General features: G+C 58.1%; 20 protein-coding genes and 1 pseudogene. 20 read left to right on the top strand and 1 reads right to left on the bottom strand.

Annotation, left to right across the window (positions count from 1 at the left end; genetic code table 11):
* Positions 1–420: 420 nt before the first annotated feature.
* Positions 421–774 (bottom strand): DUF6124 family protein, encoded by a 354-nt coding sequence (locus AC3A5O_RS12215; protein WP_305482822.1) that lies wholly within the window; start codon positions 772–774, stop codon positions 421–423.
* A 617-nt stretch (positions 775–1391) separates the two neighbouring features.
* Between AC3A5O_RS12215 and AC3A5O_RS12210 the strand changes: the two genes are divergently transcribed.
* From AC3A5O_RS12210 to AC3A5O_RS12115, 20 genes and pseudogenes are all read left to right on the top strand, one after another.
* The gene (locus AC3A5O_RS12210; RefSeq protein WP_305471158.1) at positions 1392–2126 is read left to right on the top strand and encodes a LexA family transcriptional regulator; all 735 of its coding nucleotides are present in this window, start codon (positions 1392–1394) and stop codon (positions 2124–2126) included.
* A gap of 511 nt (positions 2127–2637) precedes the next feature.
* On the top strand, positions 2638–3057 hold the full coding sequence (locus AC3A5O_RS12205; protein ID WP_122565442.1) for a tail fiber assembly protein: 420 nt from the start codon (positions 2638–2640) through the stop codon (positions 3055–3057).
* 75 nt (positions 3058–3132) lie between these two features.
* Positions 3133–3228, top strand: a pseudogene (locus AC3A5O_RS12200) (phage holin family protein); the annotation flags it as partial.
* A gap of 19 nt (positions 3229–3247) precedes the next feature.
* Positions 3248–3430, top strand: a complete 183-nt coding sequence (locus AC3A5O_RS12195) for a Com family DNA-binding transcriptional regulator (protein ID WP_122565481.1) — start codon at positions 3248–3250, stop codon at positions 3428–3430.
* A gap of 20 nt (positions 3431–3450) precedes the next feature.
* Positions 3451–4095 carry a hypothetical protein gene (locus tag AC3A5O_RS12190; protein WP_122565441.1) on the top strand — a complete coding sequence of 215 codons (645 nt, stop codon included), beginning with the start codon at positions 3451–3453 and terminating at the stop codon, positions 4093–4095.
* 29 nt (positions 4096–4124) lie between these two features.
* Entirely contained in the window at positions 4125–4553 is a 429-nt protein-coding gene (locus AC3A5O_RS12185; RefSeq protein WP_122565440.1) for a hypothetical protein, read from the top strand.
* A gap of 125 nt (positions 4554–4678) precedes the next feature.
* Positions 4679–4867: a Com family DNA-binding transcriptional regulator gene (locus AC3A5O_RS12180; RefSeq protein WP_122565439.1), complete on the top strand. Its 189-nt coding sequence runs from the start codon at positions 4679–4681 to the stop codon at positions 4865–4867.
* Between the two features lie 4 nt (positions 4868–4871).
* Positions 4872–5702 (top strand): putidacin L1 family lectin-like bacteriocin, encoded by an 831-nt coding sequence (locus AC3A5O_RS12175; protein ID WP_122565438.1) that lies wholly within the window; start codon positions 4872–4874, stop codon positions 5700–5702.
* 210 nt (positions 5703–5912) lie between these two features.
* A complete protein-coding gene (locus AC3A5O_RS12170; RefSeq protein ID WP_135843944.1) occupies positions 5913–6263 on the top strand; it encodes a phage holin family protein in 351 nt (116 codons plus the stop codon).
* A gap of 36 nt (positions 6264–6299) precedes the next feature.
* Positions 6300–6812 (top strand): hypothetical protein, encoded by a 513-nt coding sequence (locus AC3A5O_RS12165; protein ID WP_305469952.1) that lies wholly within the window; start codon positions 6300–6302, stop codon positions 6810–6812.
* Positions 6813–6815: 3 nt separating this feature from the next.
* The gene (locus tag AC3A5O_RS12160) at positions 6816–7427 is read left to right on the top strand and encodes a phage baseplate assembly protein V (RefSeq protein ID WP_122565434.1); all 612 of its coding nucleotides are present in this window, start codon (positions 6816–6818) and stop codon (positions 7425–7427) included.
* Positions 7428–7438: 11 nt separating this feature from the next.
* Positions 7439–7771 (top strand): phage baseplate protein, encoded by a 333-nt coding sequence (locus tag AC3A5O_RS12155; RefSeq protein ID WP_014336817.1) that lies wholly within the window; start codon positions 7439–7441, stop codon positions 7769–7771.
* Positions 7768–8763, top strand: a complete 996-nt coding sequence (locus tag AC3A5O_RS12150) for a baseplate J/gp47 family protein (RefSeq protein ID WP_305482824.1) — start codon at positions 7768–7770, stop codon at positions 8761–8763. Before AC3A5O_RS12155 ends, AC3A5O_RS12150 begins: the two co-directional genes overlap by 4 nt.
* A complete protein-coding gene (locus tag AC3A5O_RS12145) occupies positions 8760–9404 on the top strand; it encodes a phage tail protein I (RefSeq protein ID WP_487753215.1) in 645 nt (214 codons plus the stop codon). The genes AC3A5O_RS12150 and AC3A5O_RS12145 overlap by 4 nt, the downstream gene beginning before the upstream one ends.
* Positions 9401–9931 (top strand): hypothetical protein, encoded by a 531-nt coding sequence (locus AC3A5O_RS12140; protein WP_122565430.1) that lies wholly within the window; start codon positions 9401–9403, stop codon positions 9929–9931. The genes AC3A5O_RS12145 and AC3A5O_RS12140 overlap by 4 nt, the downstream gene beginning before the upstream one ends.
* A gap of 24 nt (positions 9932–9955) precedes the next feature.
* Positions 9956–10576 carry a hypothetical protein gene (locus tag AC3A5O_RS12135; protein ID WP_122565429.1) on the top strand — a complete coding sequence of 207 codons (621 nt, stop codon included), beginning with the start codon at positions 9956–9958 and terminating at the stop codon, positions 10574–10576.
* Between the two features lie 9 nt (positions 10577–10585).
* The gene (locus AC3A5O_RS12130; protein WP_122565428.1) at positions 10586–10843 is read left to right on the top strand and encodes a tail fiber assembly protein; all 258 of its coding nucleotides are present in this window, start codon (positions 10586–10588) and stop codon (positions 10841–10843) included.
* 86 nt (positions 10844–10929) lie between these two features.
* Entirely contained in the window at positions 10930–11157 is a 228-nt protein-coding gene (locus tag AC3A5O_RS12125) for a hypothetical protein (RefSeq protein ID WP_122565427.1), read from the top strand.
* A gap of 2 nt (positions 11158–11159) precedes the next feature.
* Positions 11160–12326, top strand: a complete 1167-nt coding sequence (locus AC3A5O_RS12120; protein WP_487753214.1) for a phage tail sheath protein — start codon at positions 11160–11162, stop codon at positions 12324–12326.
* Positions 12326–12832: a phage major tail tube protein gene (locus tag AC3A5O_RS12115; RefSeq protein WP_305469963.1), complete on the top strand. Its 507-nt coding sequence runs from the start codon at positions 12326–12328 to the stop codon at positions 12830–12832. The genes AC3A5O_RS12120 and AC3A5O_RS12115 overlap by 1 nt, the downstream gene beginning before the upstream one ends.
* Positions 12833–12870: the final 38 nt, after the last annotated feature.

Genomic DNA, 12870 nt, shown 5'->3' with positions numbered 1-12870 from the left:
CGCGGCTAACCCGGCATCCATGCCGGGTTGCCCACTGCGCAATACCTTCGTTCAGCCAGCGTGGTTAACGGGGCGCCGAGATCAACGTCCACCCCGAGGCGGCCTGATAGCCGACCTGGTTCCTGGTGGGACCGCGCTCCCCCTGTGGGAGCGGGCTTGCTCGCGAAAGCGGCCTGACAGCCGGCCTGTCTCTCGGGTTGTACCCCGATCCAATTGTGGGAGCGAGCTTGCTCGCGAAGGCGGCCTTACAGCCGGCCAATCTCTCCGGTTGTACCCCGATCCAATTGTGGGAGCGAGCTTGCTCGCGATGACGGCAGCCAGTACAACTTGGTTGTAACTGGACTACCGCTATCGCGAGCAAGCTCGCTCCCACATGGGGTAGTCGGGCTTCTCTTAGGTCTCGGCTTGCATCATGAGTGCCTACCTCACCTCAACCACATCCAACGCCCGATTCGCCAGCAACTGGCTCAGCTCGATCATCTGCTGGACCCCCAGCGCGATATTCCGTCGCGAGCCCTTCAGGTCGAATGCCAGGTCGCTGACCATGGCGTTGGCCGAGGCCAGGGTTTCGCTGAGGTTGGCGAGCAGGCATTCGGCGTCGATGTTGGGGGCGATGATGAAAAGGGTGTCGGGTTTGTCAGAGGTTTCCTTGTCGGTTTTCGGCTTGAGGTAATAGTCCAGGGCGCGGGTGGCCGCATCGTCGAGTTTTTTGGCGTTGGCCGATTGGCTGCGGGAGACGTGATCGTCTGGGGGATTTTGCGTGTTCTTCGGCATTCTATTGGATCCTTGAAGTTGAGCCACCACTCACTCGCGACTAAACGAGGGGTGGCAGCTGTACGCAGGTTAGTCGACCGGGGATCCAAGAAACCGGCGCGCCCGAGGGCGCCCTGCGCACAACTACCATCAAGTGCAGGAATAGAAGTACCTGACTGAATGGAGCAATGAGCACCTTGGAATACCGAGCGACTAAACCCGATCACTGATGGGCAGTGACAGGATCAAAAGTACCGATGGGCCCCAAGGCGGACAAGCCGGCGGATTCTGGCGTAGTTGTAGGCAGAGGCGCAAGAAAACGTAGCCTTGCGTCGCACATTTGAAGGACGGACTTGGAGCCTTTTCCTAGGGACGTGTAGGGCGAATTCCCCATGTGATCAGCAGGGTCATCAGATATGGAGTCAAGCTCCTGTGGCGAGGGGATTTATCCCCGTTGGGCTGCGTAGCAGCCCCTAAGTGGCTAGTGCACCTTGGGGTGGAATTTAGGACCGCTTCGCGCCCCAGCGGGGATAAATCCCCTCACCACAGTGAATCAAATGAGGCTTAAGTGAGGCGTATTGCATATTTATGCAAAACAGCATTTGTCTTCCGCAAAAAGAACAAGCATCATGCGCGTTATGCAAAAACGCAACGTTTCTACCGTATTAAGAGCATTGCTCGATCAGCACGGGATCTCCCCCACGGAGCTTCACCGGCGTACCGGCGTGCCTCAGTCCACTCTCTCGCGGATTCTTAGCGGCAAGATTGTCGACCCTTCGGATAAACACATCTCGAAGATCGCCGAATATTTTGCCGTGAGCACCGACCAGTTGCGCGGGCGCGCGGACGTTGGGCCCGCTGGCAATGCCCGCCGCGACGAGCCGCATTCCGAACTCAAGGACATAAGCCTGTGGGACGACGAAACACCCGTCGAAGAAGACGAAGTGTCGGTCCCTTTTCTGCGCGAGGTTGAATTGGCTGCTGGATCAGGAAGATTCGTCATCGAGGAAAGCGAGCGCTCCAGCCTGCGCTTCGGCAAGCGCAGCCTGCGCCATAACGGCGTGCAGTTCGACCAGGCCAAGTGCGTGACCGTTCGCGGCAACAGCATGTTGCCGGTGCTGCGAGACGGCGCCACGGTCGGGGTCAACGCAGGCAAGTGCGGTATCGGCGACATCGTCGACGGTGATCTCTACGCCATCAACCACAACGGCCAACTGCGGGTGAAGCAGCTTTATCGCCTGCCCACCGGCATCCGCCTGCGCAGCTTCAACCGCGATGAACATCCGGACGAGGACTACACGTTCCAGGAAATGCAGGACGAGCAAATCGTCATCCTCGGCCACGTCTTCTGGTGGGGCATGTACGCCCGCTAACCCCTGCGCTGTCAGATAAAACCCGCCGCCGTGCGGGTTTTTTTCGCCTCCTGAAAACCCATAGCCCCTTTGTTTACGAGGGGTTCATGCATTCGTGCATTCGTTGCGCATAAATAAATGCATTAACGCATTGACTGTATATGCATACATGCATATTCTGTGTCCAAGCCGCTCGACAAAGCGGCTGGCAACAAAGCTCTTTAGTTCCATCAACAGGCAGCGATGAACCGGCCTTAACGGTTCAGAGGGTTGGCAACTGACCCGGGTGTGCAGCGTAAAGCACCAGAAGCAGTTATCCGGCGGGCAAGGACCGCGGCCGGAGGAACAATTTGAATGGATCCGTACCGCGCCAGTCGCGCCGAAAGATCATTTTTCTTCTGGCCATTGGTCAAGGAAAACGAAGGAACGCATTACTGAAAAGCCCGGTTCGTTGCCGGGCTTTTTGGAATGCCTACCTGAAGCAGGCAGATCGAAGAGTGCCGGAGTACCGGCAATCAATAAGGATATAAGCATGAAAAAATACGCACGCGTTGTGGACGGTAAAGTCGACAACATCTACGAAACCGTCAACCCGATCTCTGAGGAATTCCCGGCAGACCAACTTTGGATTGACGTTACCGGCAGTTCCAGCACCGAAGTCGATTATGACTACAACGCAGTCAACACTGATGGGATCTGGTCGTTTAACTCCGGTTTCCCGTGGCCACAGACTGCACTCGCAGAGCAGATGCGTAATGAAAAAGCCAGGCGGCTCGACAGCGTCATGACCCGCGTGGCGTCTTCGGGATTGCAATTCAAAGTCGATCTGGGCGTCGCTACCGCTGCCGAGCAGGCTTACTTGATTGCCTTCAAGGAGTATTGCGTCGCCTTCACTCAGGTCAACAAACAACCCGCTTTTCCTCTGAGCATTGTTTGGCCAGAGTTGCCCTAGCGGAGTGTCTTTTTGAAAAGCCCGGTGCAGTGCTGGGCTTTTTTCACGGCCTTCCAAAGCTCCCAGGAAGCGGACGTGACAAACCAGCAACAAGCGTTGCTGGACATGCCGATCTGACTGGTCATGGTGCTCGCTCTGGTGGGTGGGGTGTCCGGCGAGATGTGGCGCGCCGCCAATGGGAGGGCTTTCGATGCTGAAGGATTTCAGATGCGGTCACTGCAAAAGACTTCTGGCCCGCATGGGCGAGAACACCGAACTCCAGATCAAGTGTTCCCGATGCGGAACGTTGAATCATGTGAAGGCCGTTGAGCCTCGAGTGAACGCCGGCGAGCGAACAGCGTGCGGAATAGACCCTGCACTCGGTACTCAATGACATCCACCGAGATAAGAAAAATGAAATTGCTCAAAAAAATCCTGCTGGCGACTGCCTTTCTGTCGTCCTTCGTATCCCTGAACGGTTGGGCTGATACGGCGATGTCGTGGAACCTGGCCCGGGACATGTACCTGATGACCGAAGCCGCACCGGCCGGTTCGCCCTGGTCGTTCATGCAAAACAAATCGGGGGTGAACGGCTCGGCCAACTACACGCTCTTTCCGTCGTTTCAGGCTGGGGTATGTAATGGCAAGCCAACCACCTGCTGGCGTGACGATGCGACGGCTGCTTGGATCTCTATTCCAAATGAAAGCTTCACCTTCACCGGCTCAGGCACCAGTTTCGTGTTCAAGCAGGGTGACGTGGCCACGCATCCGGGCACCAACAGCCAGAGCATCTTCCGCTGGGCCAGTCCTGTCACCGGCAATATCAACGTGCTGGGGCGGGTCAATGACCTGCATAACGCCTGCGGGGATGGTGTTGGCTGGTCGCTGAACCTGGGCGACACCGTGCTCCAGTCCGGGAGCCTGGTAAACGGCGGCAGCACTACCTTCATGTTGAACAGCGTCGCAGTCACGCCGACGTCTTTGCTTTATCTGGTCATCGACAGAAAGGCTAACAACTCTTGCGACGCGACCAGTGTGGACATGCTGATTACTCGCTAAGAACCTACTTAGCTAAAGGAAGTAAACCAATGAAAAAATTGTTCAGCATGTTGATCGCAGCCGTTCTGGCTACCCAGGCCATCCAAGCCATTGCCGAAACCTCACCTGTCGGCTCCTGGCAATTCGCTTACTACCACGTTCCGGGCGGTGGTTTTTATGCCAACCAAACGATCTGCTTCAAAGCGGACAATACCTGGTACTCAAGCTCGCAGGCTGGCTGGAAGGGCGCATGGTTCCAGAACGGCGACGATCTCCAATGGAATGGGAGTGTGCCAATGCCAGGGGCAGGGAGTGCCAACAATCTCGCGACCATTGCCATGGGTAAATTGGTGGTTGCTGGCTCGATGTCGGGTAACTACGCGGAATGGGCAGCACCCAGTACGCTGCCGCTGTCGTGGGACAGGCACTACACCTACACCATGACTTACAAAGGCGCGACCTGCGCTGCTCCGAAGTGACGCCAACCCTGTTCCATTAAAGGCATGTCGAAAGATCAGGCGTATTACTGAAAAGCCTGGGCAACCGGGCTTTTTGGAATGCCTGTGCAAGGCACTTCAAACCGCCGCCAATGGGAGGGCTTTCAATGCTGAAGGATTTCAGATGCGGTCACTGCAAGAGACTTCTGGCCCGCATGGGCGAGAACACCGAACTCCAGATCAAATGTGCCCGATGCGGGACGTTGAATCATGTGAAGGCCGCGAGCCTCGAGTTATCGCCTTTGAGCGGCATGGATGCGGAATTCTCCGCGATAGCTCATTTGACTTATAGGTAATCATATGGCTGGACGTACACGTATCCCCTTTCAAGGTAGCGGCACTTCCGTTCTTCCCGCCTACCAAACAATGACTGCAGGACAGTTCCTTCTCTCGCCGAACGGCCGCTTTAAGCTGCTGCTTCAGGCCGATGGGAATTTAGTATTGCAGGATAATGGCACGGTAGTGTGGGTGGCCAACGAGAAACAGCCCTACAGCTCAACGGTCCCACTGCGTTACCAGGTGCCGCCGCAGCTTTACGTTCAATATGGCGCATTCCTGGATGATCCTATCCGTAAGCGCACCTGGCTGACCGATAACAGCACCTTCACCAGTGACGATCAGTGGAACCGAACTCATATGGTGCTCCAGGATGACGGGAATATCGTCCTGATCGACTCGGTAGCAATCTGGAATGGCACGCCGTCTATTCCGCTGATGCCAGGTGCTAATGCGTCGGTAATTTTCTCAAGCCCCGTCGAGTTGGCACCCGGGATTCCGTATTTTTCTGGTGATGGTGCCTTGATATTCCAAGGGGACGGTAACGTAGTGAACTACGGTCCGAACTGGAGTGTGCGATGGTCCAGTTACACCCAAAACAAGGGAGCCGTGAAGGCTGTATTCCAAGCTGATGGGAATTTCGTGGTCTACGCCGCGAACGACAAACCCCTCTGGAACTCCGGCACGGATGGACATCCGGGCGCGGTACTTCGTTTACAACCAAATGGTGGCCTGGCCGTAATCAAGGATACGCCTGTTTGGGCGCGGTTCGGCTTCCAACCAACCTACCGCCCGATCCGCTTGTTCGATCCAAATTCTTTCAGGACGTTCGATATCTGGACGTGGAAGATTTGATAGCTAAAGCGCGTTTGGAGTGATGCCCAAGCGGGTACGAACGGGGTCTTCCCCGGGATACCTACTCGATACCAATCGGAGCCCCGCCATGATGCGGGGCTTTTTCATATCTCAAATGACTTGGCGCAACCGTCGGAAAATTCTGGCGGAGAGATGCCAGGGAAACATCTTGGTTCCTACACAATTATCAATCCCCCCAGGAAGCCTGACATGACAAACGAGCAACAAGCGTTGCTGGACATGCCGATCTGGCTGGTCATCGTGCTCGCCCTGGTGGGCGGGGTGTCCGGCGAGATGTGGCGCGCCGACAAGGAGGGCGCCCGTGGCTGGTCGTTATTGCGGCGCCTGGCCTTGCGCTCCGGTGCCTGCGTGGTCTGCGGCGTATCGGCAACCATGCTTTTGTACGCCCTCGGCATGTCGATCTGGAGCGCTTGCGCCCTGGGTTGCCTGACTGCCATGGCCGGTGCCGATGTGGCGATCGGTCTTTACGAGCGCTGGGTCGCCAAGCGGATCGGCGTTTGCGAAGTCCCTCCGCGGGACGTTCCTCCCGACCAGCCGTGAACCCACATCGCTGATCCCTACACAAGGAGGCGATCAATGCCCGTCCTTATCGAAAAACCGTCGCAGCTGTTCTTCGCCATTGCCCAGACGCTGCGCACCACTTACCCCACTTTGAAAATCGGCAGCCCCCAGGACTTCGATGGCACCGACGATCAACCCTGGGTGCTGATTGCCCTTGAGCGTGATGGACCCGGCCACCGTGCGAACGACGGGCGTATCGCCCATGTCCTGACGGTTTCCCTGCAAGTGGTCATGGCGGTTCCGGGCTGGGATGCCTGCGACTTGGCCGCTGAGCTGAAACACCTGGTTGTGGATAACCGCTGGGGGCTGTCGGGCGATCAATGCGACCTGCCCACGGAGCTCGACGGCCTGCCGTCCACGTTCATCAACCCGGCACGGCAATACACCGCCTGGACCCTTTCCTTCAACCAAACCCTGTACCTCGGCCCGACACTGCTGGAGGACCCACTGGGTATCCCGAAGTTTGCCCGCACCTGGGAAGTGTCGAACATCGACGACCCGGACCAATACACCGCACTCGAGGGGTGAGCCATGTTTGATGCGCTGTTACGGATGCATCTGGGGCCGATCATCGAGCGTCTGGCGCAGATGGAAACCGAGCTGGAAGACATGCATCGGCGGGCGGAGAGTTTCTGCCGCATCGGCGTTTGCCAGGAAGTCGACGCGGCCAGCAACACCTGCAAAGTCAGCCATGGCGGACTGCTGACCCCAGCGATCCGTTTTTTCAACCCGAGCGCCGGCGCCCAGAGCGAGTCGCGGATTCCGTCCGTGGGCGAGCAGTGCCTGTTGCTGAACCACGGCGGCGGCGAGAGCGGCGGGCAGGCGGTGGCGTTGTTCGGCCTCAACGGCGGCCAGTTCCCGCCCGTCTCGACCCAGGCCTCGCTGACGCGTCGCCTCTATCAGGACGGTACGGAAAACGGCTACGACCACGCCAGCCATGTCCTGCACTGGCAAAACGGCCCGGCGGCGTTCAGCGGTTCCCGTGAAGCCCTCCAACTGAGCATCGGCCCGTCGCAGTTGGCGATGACACCCGAGGCCATCGAATTGAAAGTCGGCGCCGTCGGCATTCGGCTCGACGCCTCCGGTGTGCACCTGAGCGGCCCGGTGGTGGATCACCAGGGACGCGTCATCAGTACCGCATAAGAGATTTCCTCATGATTGGAATCGATCGAAATACCGGCGCCACGGTCGACGACTGGCTGCAGTTCGTGCAGCGCGCCACCCGTGCATTGACCACGCCGTTGGGCACTCGCCAGAAGCGCCCGTTGTATGGCTGCGCCCTCACGCAGTTGCTGGGGCAGAACCTCGGCGACGACCTGCTGATCCTTGCCCAGAGCCACGCGGCCCAAGCGTTCTACAACCCGGACAACGGCATCGATGATTTCGAGCCGCAGGTCATTGTCGCCAGTCGGCACGGCGCCGGATTGTTGCTGCGTTTCGCTGGCACCTGGAAGAACCGCAAACAGACTTTCGAGGTGGTGACATGAGCATGTTGATACCCGGCCAGAACCAACTGGCCGAACCGACCATCGTCACCGTCGAAGCCTTCGAGGACTTGCTCGCAGAGTTCAAGACCTTCGTGGTCGAATACGTCGCCGCACGCTCTCCCGGTAGCGCCACCAAGTTGCTGGACAGCCTCGAAAACGAAAGCGAACTGCTGACCCTGGCCCTCGAGGCATTCTGTGTCCGGCTGCAAACCCACGAACGCAAATACAATGCCCGCATCAAGCAGATGTTGGCGTGGTGGGCCACGGGCACCAACCTCGACGCTCGCCTCGCGGACATGGGCCTTGAGCGTCAGCTGCTCGACCCGGGCGACCCGGCGGCCTTCCCGCCCATTCCCCCGGTCTATGAGAGCGATGATGATGCCCGGTTGCGTTATTACCTGGCGCCCCATGCTCCGGCGGCCGGCTCGCGCATGCAGTATCGGCGGGAGATTTTTACATTGGGGGAACGGCCGGTGGTGAAGGTGGATAGCACCGCATCCGGTGTCGTGACAGTGACCTACACCTTTGACCCTGACGGTTTTGCCGCTCAAATCAAGGACGGCAATGCCCGCCGTACCGCGCCTGGCGAGGTGATGGTGACGGTGCTGTCTCGTGAAGGCGATGGCAGGCCCTCTGCACAGTTGCTCGAAGGTGTTCGTCGACATTTCGCCCGTCCCGATGTCCGGCCGGAAACCGATCTGGTGACGGTGCAGGGCGCGCAGATAAAACCCTACAAGATTCGGGTCATCGCCAGGATCAACAGTGGTCCTGATTCAGGACTGACCCGCGCAGCGGCACAGCAGCAATTGCAAGGCTATGCCAATACATGTCATCGGTTGGAAGGCCGGGTGGATCCTAGTTGGATCGATTACACCCTCCATTCGGCCGGAGCGGTGCAACTTGAGATTCTCGAGCCGCTGGAGCCCATCGTGACCAGCGCTTTCGAAGCGCCCTATTGCACGACGGTAGACGTGGAGGTGCTCACGCTATGAGTGATTTCGCTGTGTTGCCGAGTCTGCTGCCGGCCAACAGTTCACCCCTGGAAAGGGCACTGGATCTGGGTTTCACCAAGCTGCTCGATCGCGTTCAGCCGCCGTTCCCCGAATTGATGAACCCGAGTGAGACGCCGTCCGCATTCTTGCCTTATCTGGCGGCGGATCGGGGCGTCAGTGAGTGGAATGCGGGAGCCAGTGAACTGGAAAAACGCCTGACCGTTTCATTGTCCTGGCAGATCCAGCGCCAGGCGGGCACCCGTCAAGCCTTGAACCACGCCGTTGAATCACTGGGGTTCACGCCTCACGTCACCGCTTGGTACGAGCAGCAACCTCGTGCCCACCCTTACACCTTTGATGTACAGGCGATCATTGGCCAGGACTGGTCCAGTGGCGATCACAATCGCTTGATTCAGCGGATCAATGCAGCCAAGAGCGAGCGCGACCAGGCCACCATCACCCTCGTGCATCAAACCCGCGGTGGCCTGGCAGCGGCGGCAGTTTTGTACGGGCCGCTGACTGACGGTGAGCTGTTTTTGTGCGGGGCACTGCCGCTACTCGATCTCGGTGCGCGGCTTATCGGCATTGGGATTTCCCAACGCTACACCATTAACGATTACGACCTCAGGGCGCAGTCATGACAGAAGACATTACGCGCTTGGTTCGCTTCACTTCCGCCGGCCTGGCCGAAGTGTTGCAGGCAAAGAACCAAGGCTTGAAAGGTGAGATCACTCACATCGGTGCCGGCACCGCCCGCTACGATCCCAATGGATCGGAAACGGCGCTTCGCAATGAGCGACAGCGTGTGCCAATCGTGGATTACGAAGACCTGGACCCAGGGCAGCTGAGAATGGCCGCTTTGTTTGAGGGGCCGGATGAATATGAGATTGGCGAGTTCGGTTTCTATCTTTCCACCGGCACGCTGCTGGCGGTGTATTCGGTGGCTGGAAAGCTGCTGACCTACAAAGCGGCTGCAGCACGAGTCTTGCAAAAGTTCACGCTGGATATTTCACCGTTGCCGGCGCAAAGCGTCACGGTGGTGGTCGGGTCCGACAACCTGAACATTCTATTGAGTGAAGAAATCGCCACGTTGGCTACCGCCAATATCGACAACATGGCGCGGCACGTGGGCCTGATGTTTCGAGTGATAGCGCTCGAAGCCAAATAATCAAATAGCACAAGGAACCTGAATGTGAGTCTGGAAACCACTATCGCGTCGCTGGTATCGGCGGCCAATAATTTGACCACGGTGGTCAATGGAAAAATCGGCAGTATCAACACAACCATGGCCACGGCTTTGACACAGTTCAATGAGTGGCGAAGCCAGAAGGATGTGGAAGGGGATCCAAGCGCCCTTGGCACGATTCGTCGCAATATCCTGCAGGGACACGTATACGGAACTGGCGGCGTCTATGGCGCAACAGCACAGGGGGATTTTGTTTCCACCAACCTGGGTGCCAGTTCAAATGTGTACATGCATTTCAAAGTGCCGCTTAACATCAATGTCAATTCGGAGATGTTCTGGTTCAACATCAAGGGCTACAGCTACGGCACAGCCAAAATAATCGACGAAACGCTGGTGGGGTATTCCTATCAGCCCACTCGGGTCCTGCAAAGCGTTTCGACCTTTGGGAATATGGCCCCTGCTGTCTATGCCGACACAAACGGTAATGTCGTCATGCGAATTCTGATTCCCAACGTTTATTACACCACCGTGCGTATCGACACCATGCGCGTGGGCAATGGTCGGCTATTCAATCTTGGGGATTTGACCACCAAGTTGTCGCTGGCCGAAACCGTTGTTTTCAGCTAAGGAATGAACATGTCTGATCTGTCCAACAATGACACACCCGAAATTCCACTTGCCGTACCGTCGCGTGAAATCGAATGGGCCGCCATCCGCACGCGTCGCAACCAACTTCTGCGAGACACGGATTTCACCCAACTACCGGACTTCCCAGCAACAGAAACTCAGCTTGCCGAGATCAAGGCTTATCGCCAGGCCTTGCGAGATATCCCCGAAACGGATGCGGAGCCGTCCAGGCTGCTCTGGCCTGTACTGCCAGATTTCATCAAGTAGACCACGACCGCGAGAGCGGTTTTTTTTCGCCCGCAATAAGCCCCGTGACGGGGCTTTTGTGTTTTTCGCGTCTGGAGAACCCGTAGATGCCCATTCGTAAGCAATACACCGTGCTGCTGCCATTTCCTGCCGGCGGCGGCCACTGGTCGAGCATCGGCCAGAAGCTCGAACTGCTGGATGTCGAGGCTAATGCCTTGCGCAGCGCCGGTCGCCTCGAGCTGACCAGCGTCCTGGAGGCGCACAAACAGGCTGTCGACACGCAAGCCATCCCAACCCAACCGGCCAAAAAGGCCACCACCAAAAAGGCTGAATAACCATGGCTGAGGTTTTGAACTTCGAGCACAACGGCATTACCGTCAATGCCACTGAATCTCCCGAGGCCATGGGTGGCCTGGGTGACAACGTCATTGGGCTGATCGGCACCGCGCCGAATGCCAACCCGCTGATCCCGAAAAACACCCCGTTCCGTATCAACAGCTTCACCACCCAGGCCCAGTTGGACCCGACCGGTGCCGAGGCGGGCACGCTGTTCCAGGCGGTCTACCAAATCCTCAAGGTGGTCAAGGTGCCGGTCTACGTCGTCATCGTCGAAGAGGGCGCGACCCCGGCCGACACCCAGAACAATGTGATCGGCGGCATCGAAGCGCAGACCGGTCGCAAGTTGGGCTTGGCGGCGTTGAGTGGGGTGGCCGAGGACCTGACCATCATCGGCGCGCCAGGCTTCACCGGCACCAAGGCCGTGGCCGGCGAGTTCGCTTCGTTCGGCAAGCGCATCAAGGCGCGTGTGGTGCTCGATGGCAAGGACGCCGCGGTCGCTGACCAAGTGACTTACAGCCAGGAGTTGGGCGGCGCTGACCTCGGTTTTGACCGTTGCCTGGTGGTGCACAACATGCCGGCGGTGTACTCCAAGGCGGCGAAGAAAAACGTCTTCCTCGCGCCGTCGAGCCTGGCCATCGCCGCGCTGGCCAAGGTCAAGCAATGGGAGAGTCCGGGCAACCAGGTGACCTTCGCCGAAGACGTCTCGCGCACGGTCGAATACAACATCCTCGACACCTCCACCGAAGGCGATCTGCTCAACCGCTACGGCGTCAGCTACTACGCCCGGACCATCCTTGGCGGCTTCTCGTTGTTGGGTAACCGCTCCATCACCGGCAAGTTCATCAGCTACGTCGGCCTGGAGGATGCCATCAGCCGCAAGCTGGTGAAGGCCGGCCAGAAAGCCATGGCCAAGAACCTGACCAAATCGTTCATGGACCAGGAGGTCAAGCGCATCAACGACTGGCTGCAAACCCTGGTGGCCGATGAAACCATTCCCGGCGGCAGCGTGTACCTGCACCCGGAATTGAACAGCGTCGAGAAGTACAAGAACGGCACCTGGTACGTGGTCATCGACTACGGCCGCTACGCGCCGAACGAACACATGATTTATCAACTCAATGCCCGCGATGAAATCATCGAGCAGTTCCTGGAGGACGTTCTCTAATGTTTACCAACCGCGTAAGACAGGCCATCGCGGCCACTCTGCAAGGCCTGCCGTTGTCGGCGACCGTGGAAGATTTCACTCCGCCGAAGATCGAATTCGAGATGGAAGAGATGCGTGGCGGCCGTTTCATTGGCGAGGAAATGGCCAAGGGCGGCAAAGTGCTGACAGCCAAGCTGACGCTGCAAGGTCTTGGTCCGGAAGTCATGCTGGCATTGGGCGTGACGGTGGGCGACGACATTCTGCTGAACGTGCGTGAAGCCGGCCAGGATCAGGACGGCAACACCTGGTTCACCTACCACACGGTGGGCGGCAAGTTGAAATCGCTCGAGGAGACCACGCTGAAAATGGGCGAGAAGCCCAAGACCATTCTTGATCTGTCCTGCCGCACCTACAACCGCCTGGAAAACGGCGTTCCGGTGATCGACATCGACGTGCGCACCCAGAAGTTCGTGCTCAACGGCGTCGACATCCTCGGTGATGCGCGTCGTGCGGTGTTGTTGCCCTAAGTCACTGCCAGCCCCTGTGGGAGCGAGCTTGCTCGCGA

This window comes from Pseudomonas sp. Soil_N_39 (assembly GCF_057655955.1).
This window is presented reverse-complemented; position numbering and strand designations above follow the sequence as displayed.

Coding starts and splice junctions, on each gene's coding strand:
- AC3A5O_RS12125 (WP_122565427.1), top strand. CDS start 10,930: ATGCCCATTCGTAAGCAATACACCGTGCTGCTGCCATTTCCTGCCGGC.
- AC3A5O_RS12150 (WP_305482824.1), top strand. CDS start 7,768: ATGAGCATGTTGATACCCGGCCAGAACCAACTGGCCGAACCGACCATC.
- AC3A5O_RS12115 (WP_305469963.1), top strand. CDS start 12,326: ATGTTTACCAACCGCGTAAGACAGGCCATCGCGGCCACTCTGCAAGGC.
- AC3A5O_RS12155 (WP_014336817.1), top strand. CDS start 7,439: ATGATTGGAATCGATCGAAATACCGGCGCCACGGTCGACGACTGGCTG.
- AC3A5O_RS12215 (WP_305482822.1), bottom strand. CDS start 774: ATGCCGAAGAACACGCAAAATCCCCCAGACGATCACGTCTCCCGCAGC.
- AC3A5O_RS12170 (WP_135843944.1), top strand. CDS start 5,913: ATGACAAACGAGCAACAAGCGTTGCTGGACATGCCGATCTGGCTGGTC.
- AC3A5O_RS12185 (WP_122565440.1), top strand. CDS start 4,125: ATGAAAAAATTGTTCAGCATGTTGATCGCAGCCGTTCTGGCTACCCAG.
- AC3A5O_RS12175 (WP_122565438.1), top strand. CDS start 4,872: ATGGCTGGACGTACACGTATCCCCTTTCAAGGTAGCGGCACTTCCGTT.
- AC3A5O_RS12205 (WP_122565442.1), top strand. CDS start 2,638: ATGAAAAAATACGCACGCGTTGTGGACGGTAAAGTCGACAACATCTAC.
- AC3A5O_RS12145 (WP_487753215.1), top strand. CDS start 8,760: ATGAGTGATTTCGCTGTGTTGCCGAGTCTGCTGCCGGCCAACAGTTCA.
- AC3A5O_RS12160 (WP_122565434.1), top strand. CDS start 6,816: ATGTTTGATGCGCTGTTACGGATGCATCTGGGGCCGATCATCGAGCGT.
- AC3A5O_RS12180 (WP_122565439.1), top strand. CDS start 4,679: ATGCTGAAGGATTTCAGATGCGGTCACTGCAAGAGACTTCTGGCCCGC.
- AC3A5O_RS12140 (WP_122565430.1), top strand. CDS start 9,401: ATGACAGAAGACATTACGCGCTTGGTTCGCTTCACTTCCGCCGGCCTG.
- AC3A5O_RS12190 (WP_122565441.1), top strand. CDS start 3,451: ATGAAATTGCTCAAAAAAATCCTGCTGGCGACTGCCTTTCTGTCGTCC.
- AC3A5O_RS12210 (WP_305471158.1), top strand. CDS start 1,392: ATGCAAAAACGCAACGTTTCTACCGTATTAAGAGCATTGCTCGATCAG.
- AC3A5O_RS12120 (WP_487753214.1), top strand. CDS start 11,160: ATGGCTGAGGTTTTGAACTTCGAGCACAACGGCATTACCGTCAATGCC.
- AC3A5O_RS12195 (WP_122565481.1), top strand. CDS start 3,248: ATGCTGAAGGATTTCAGATGCGGTCACTGCAAAAGACTTCTGGCCCGC.
- AC3A5O_RS12165 (WP_305469952.1), top strand. CDS start 6,300: ATGCCCGTCCTTATCGAAAAACCGTCGCAGCTGTTCTTCGCCATTGCC.
- AC3A5O_RS12130 (WP_122565428.1), top strand. CDS start 10,586: ATGTCTGATCTGTCCAACAATGACACACCCGAAATTCCACTTGCCGTA.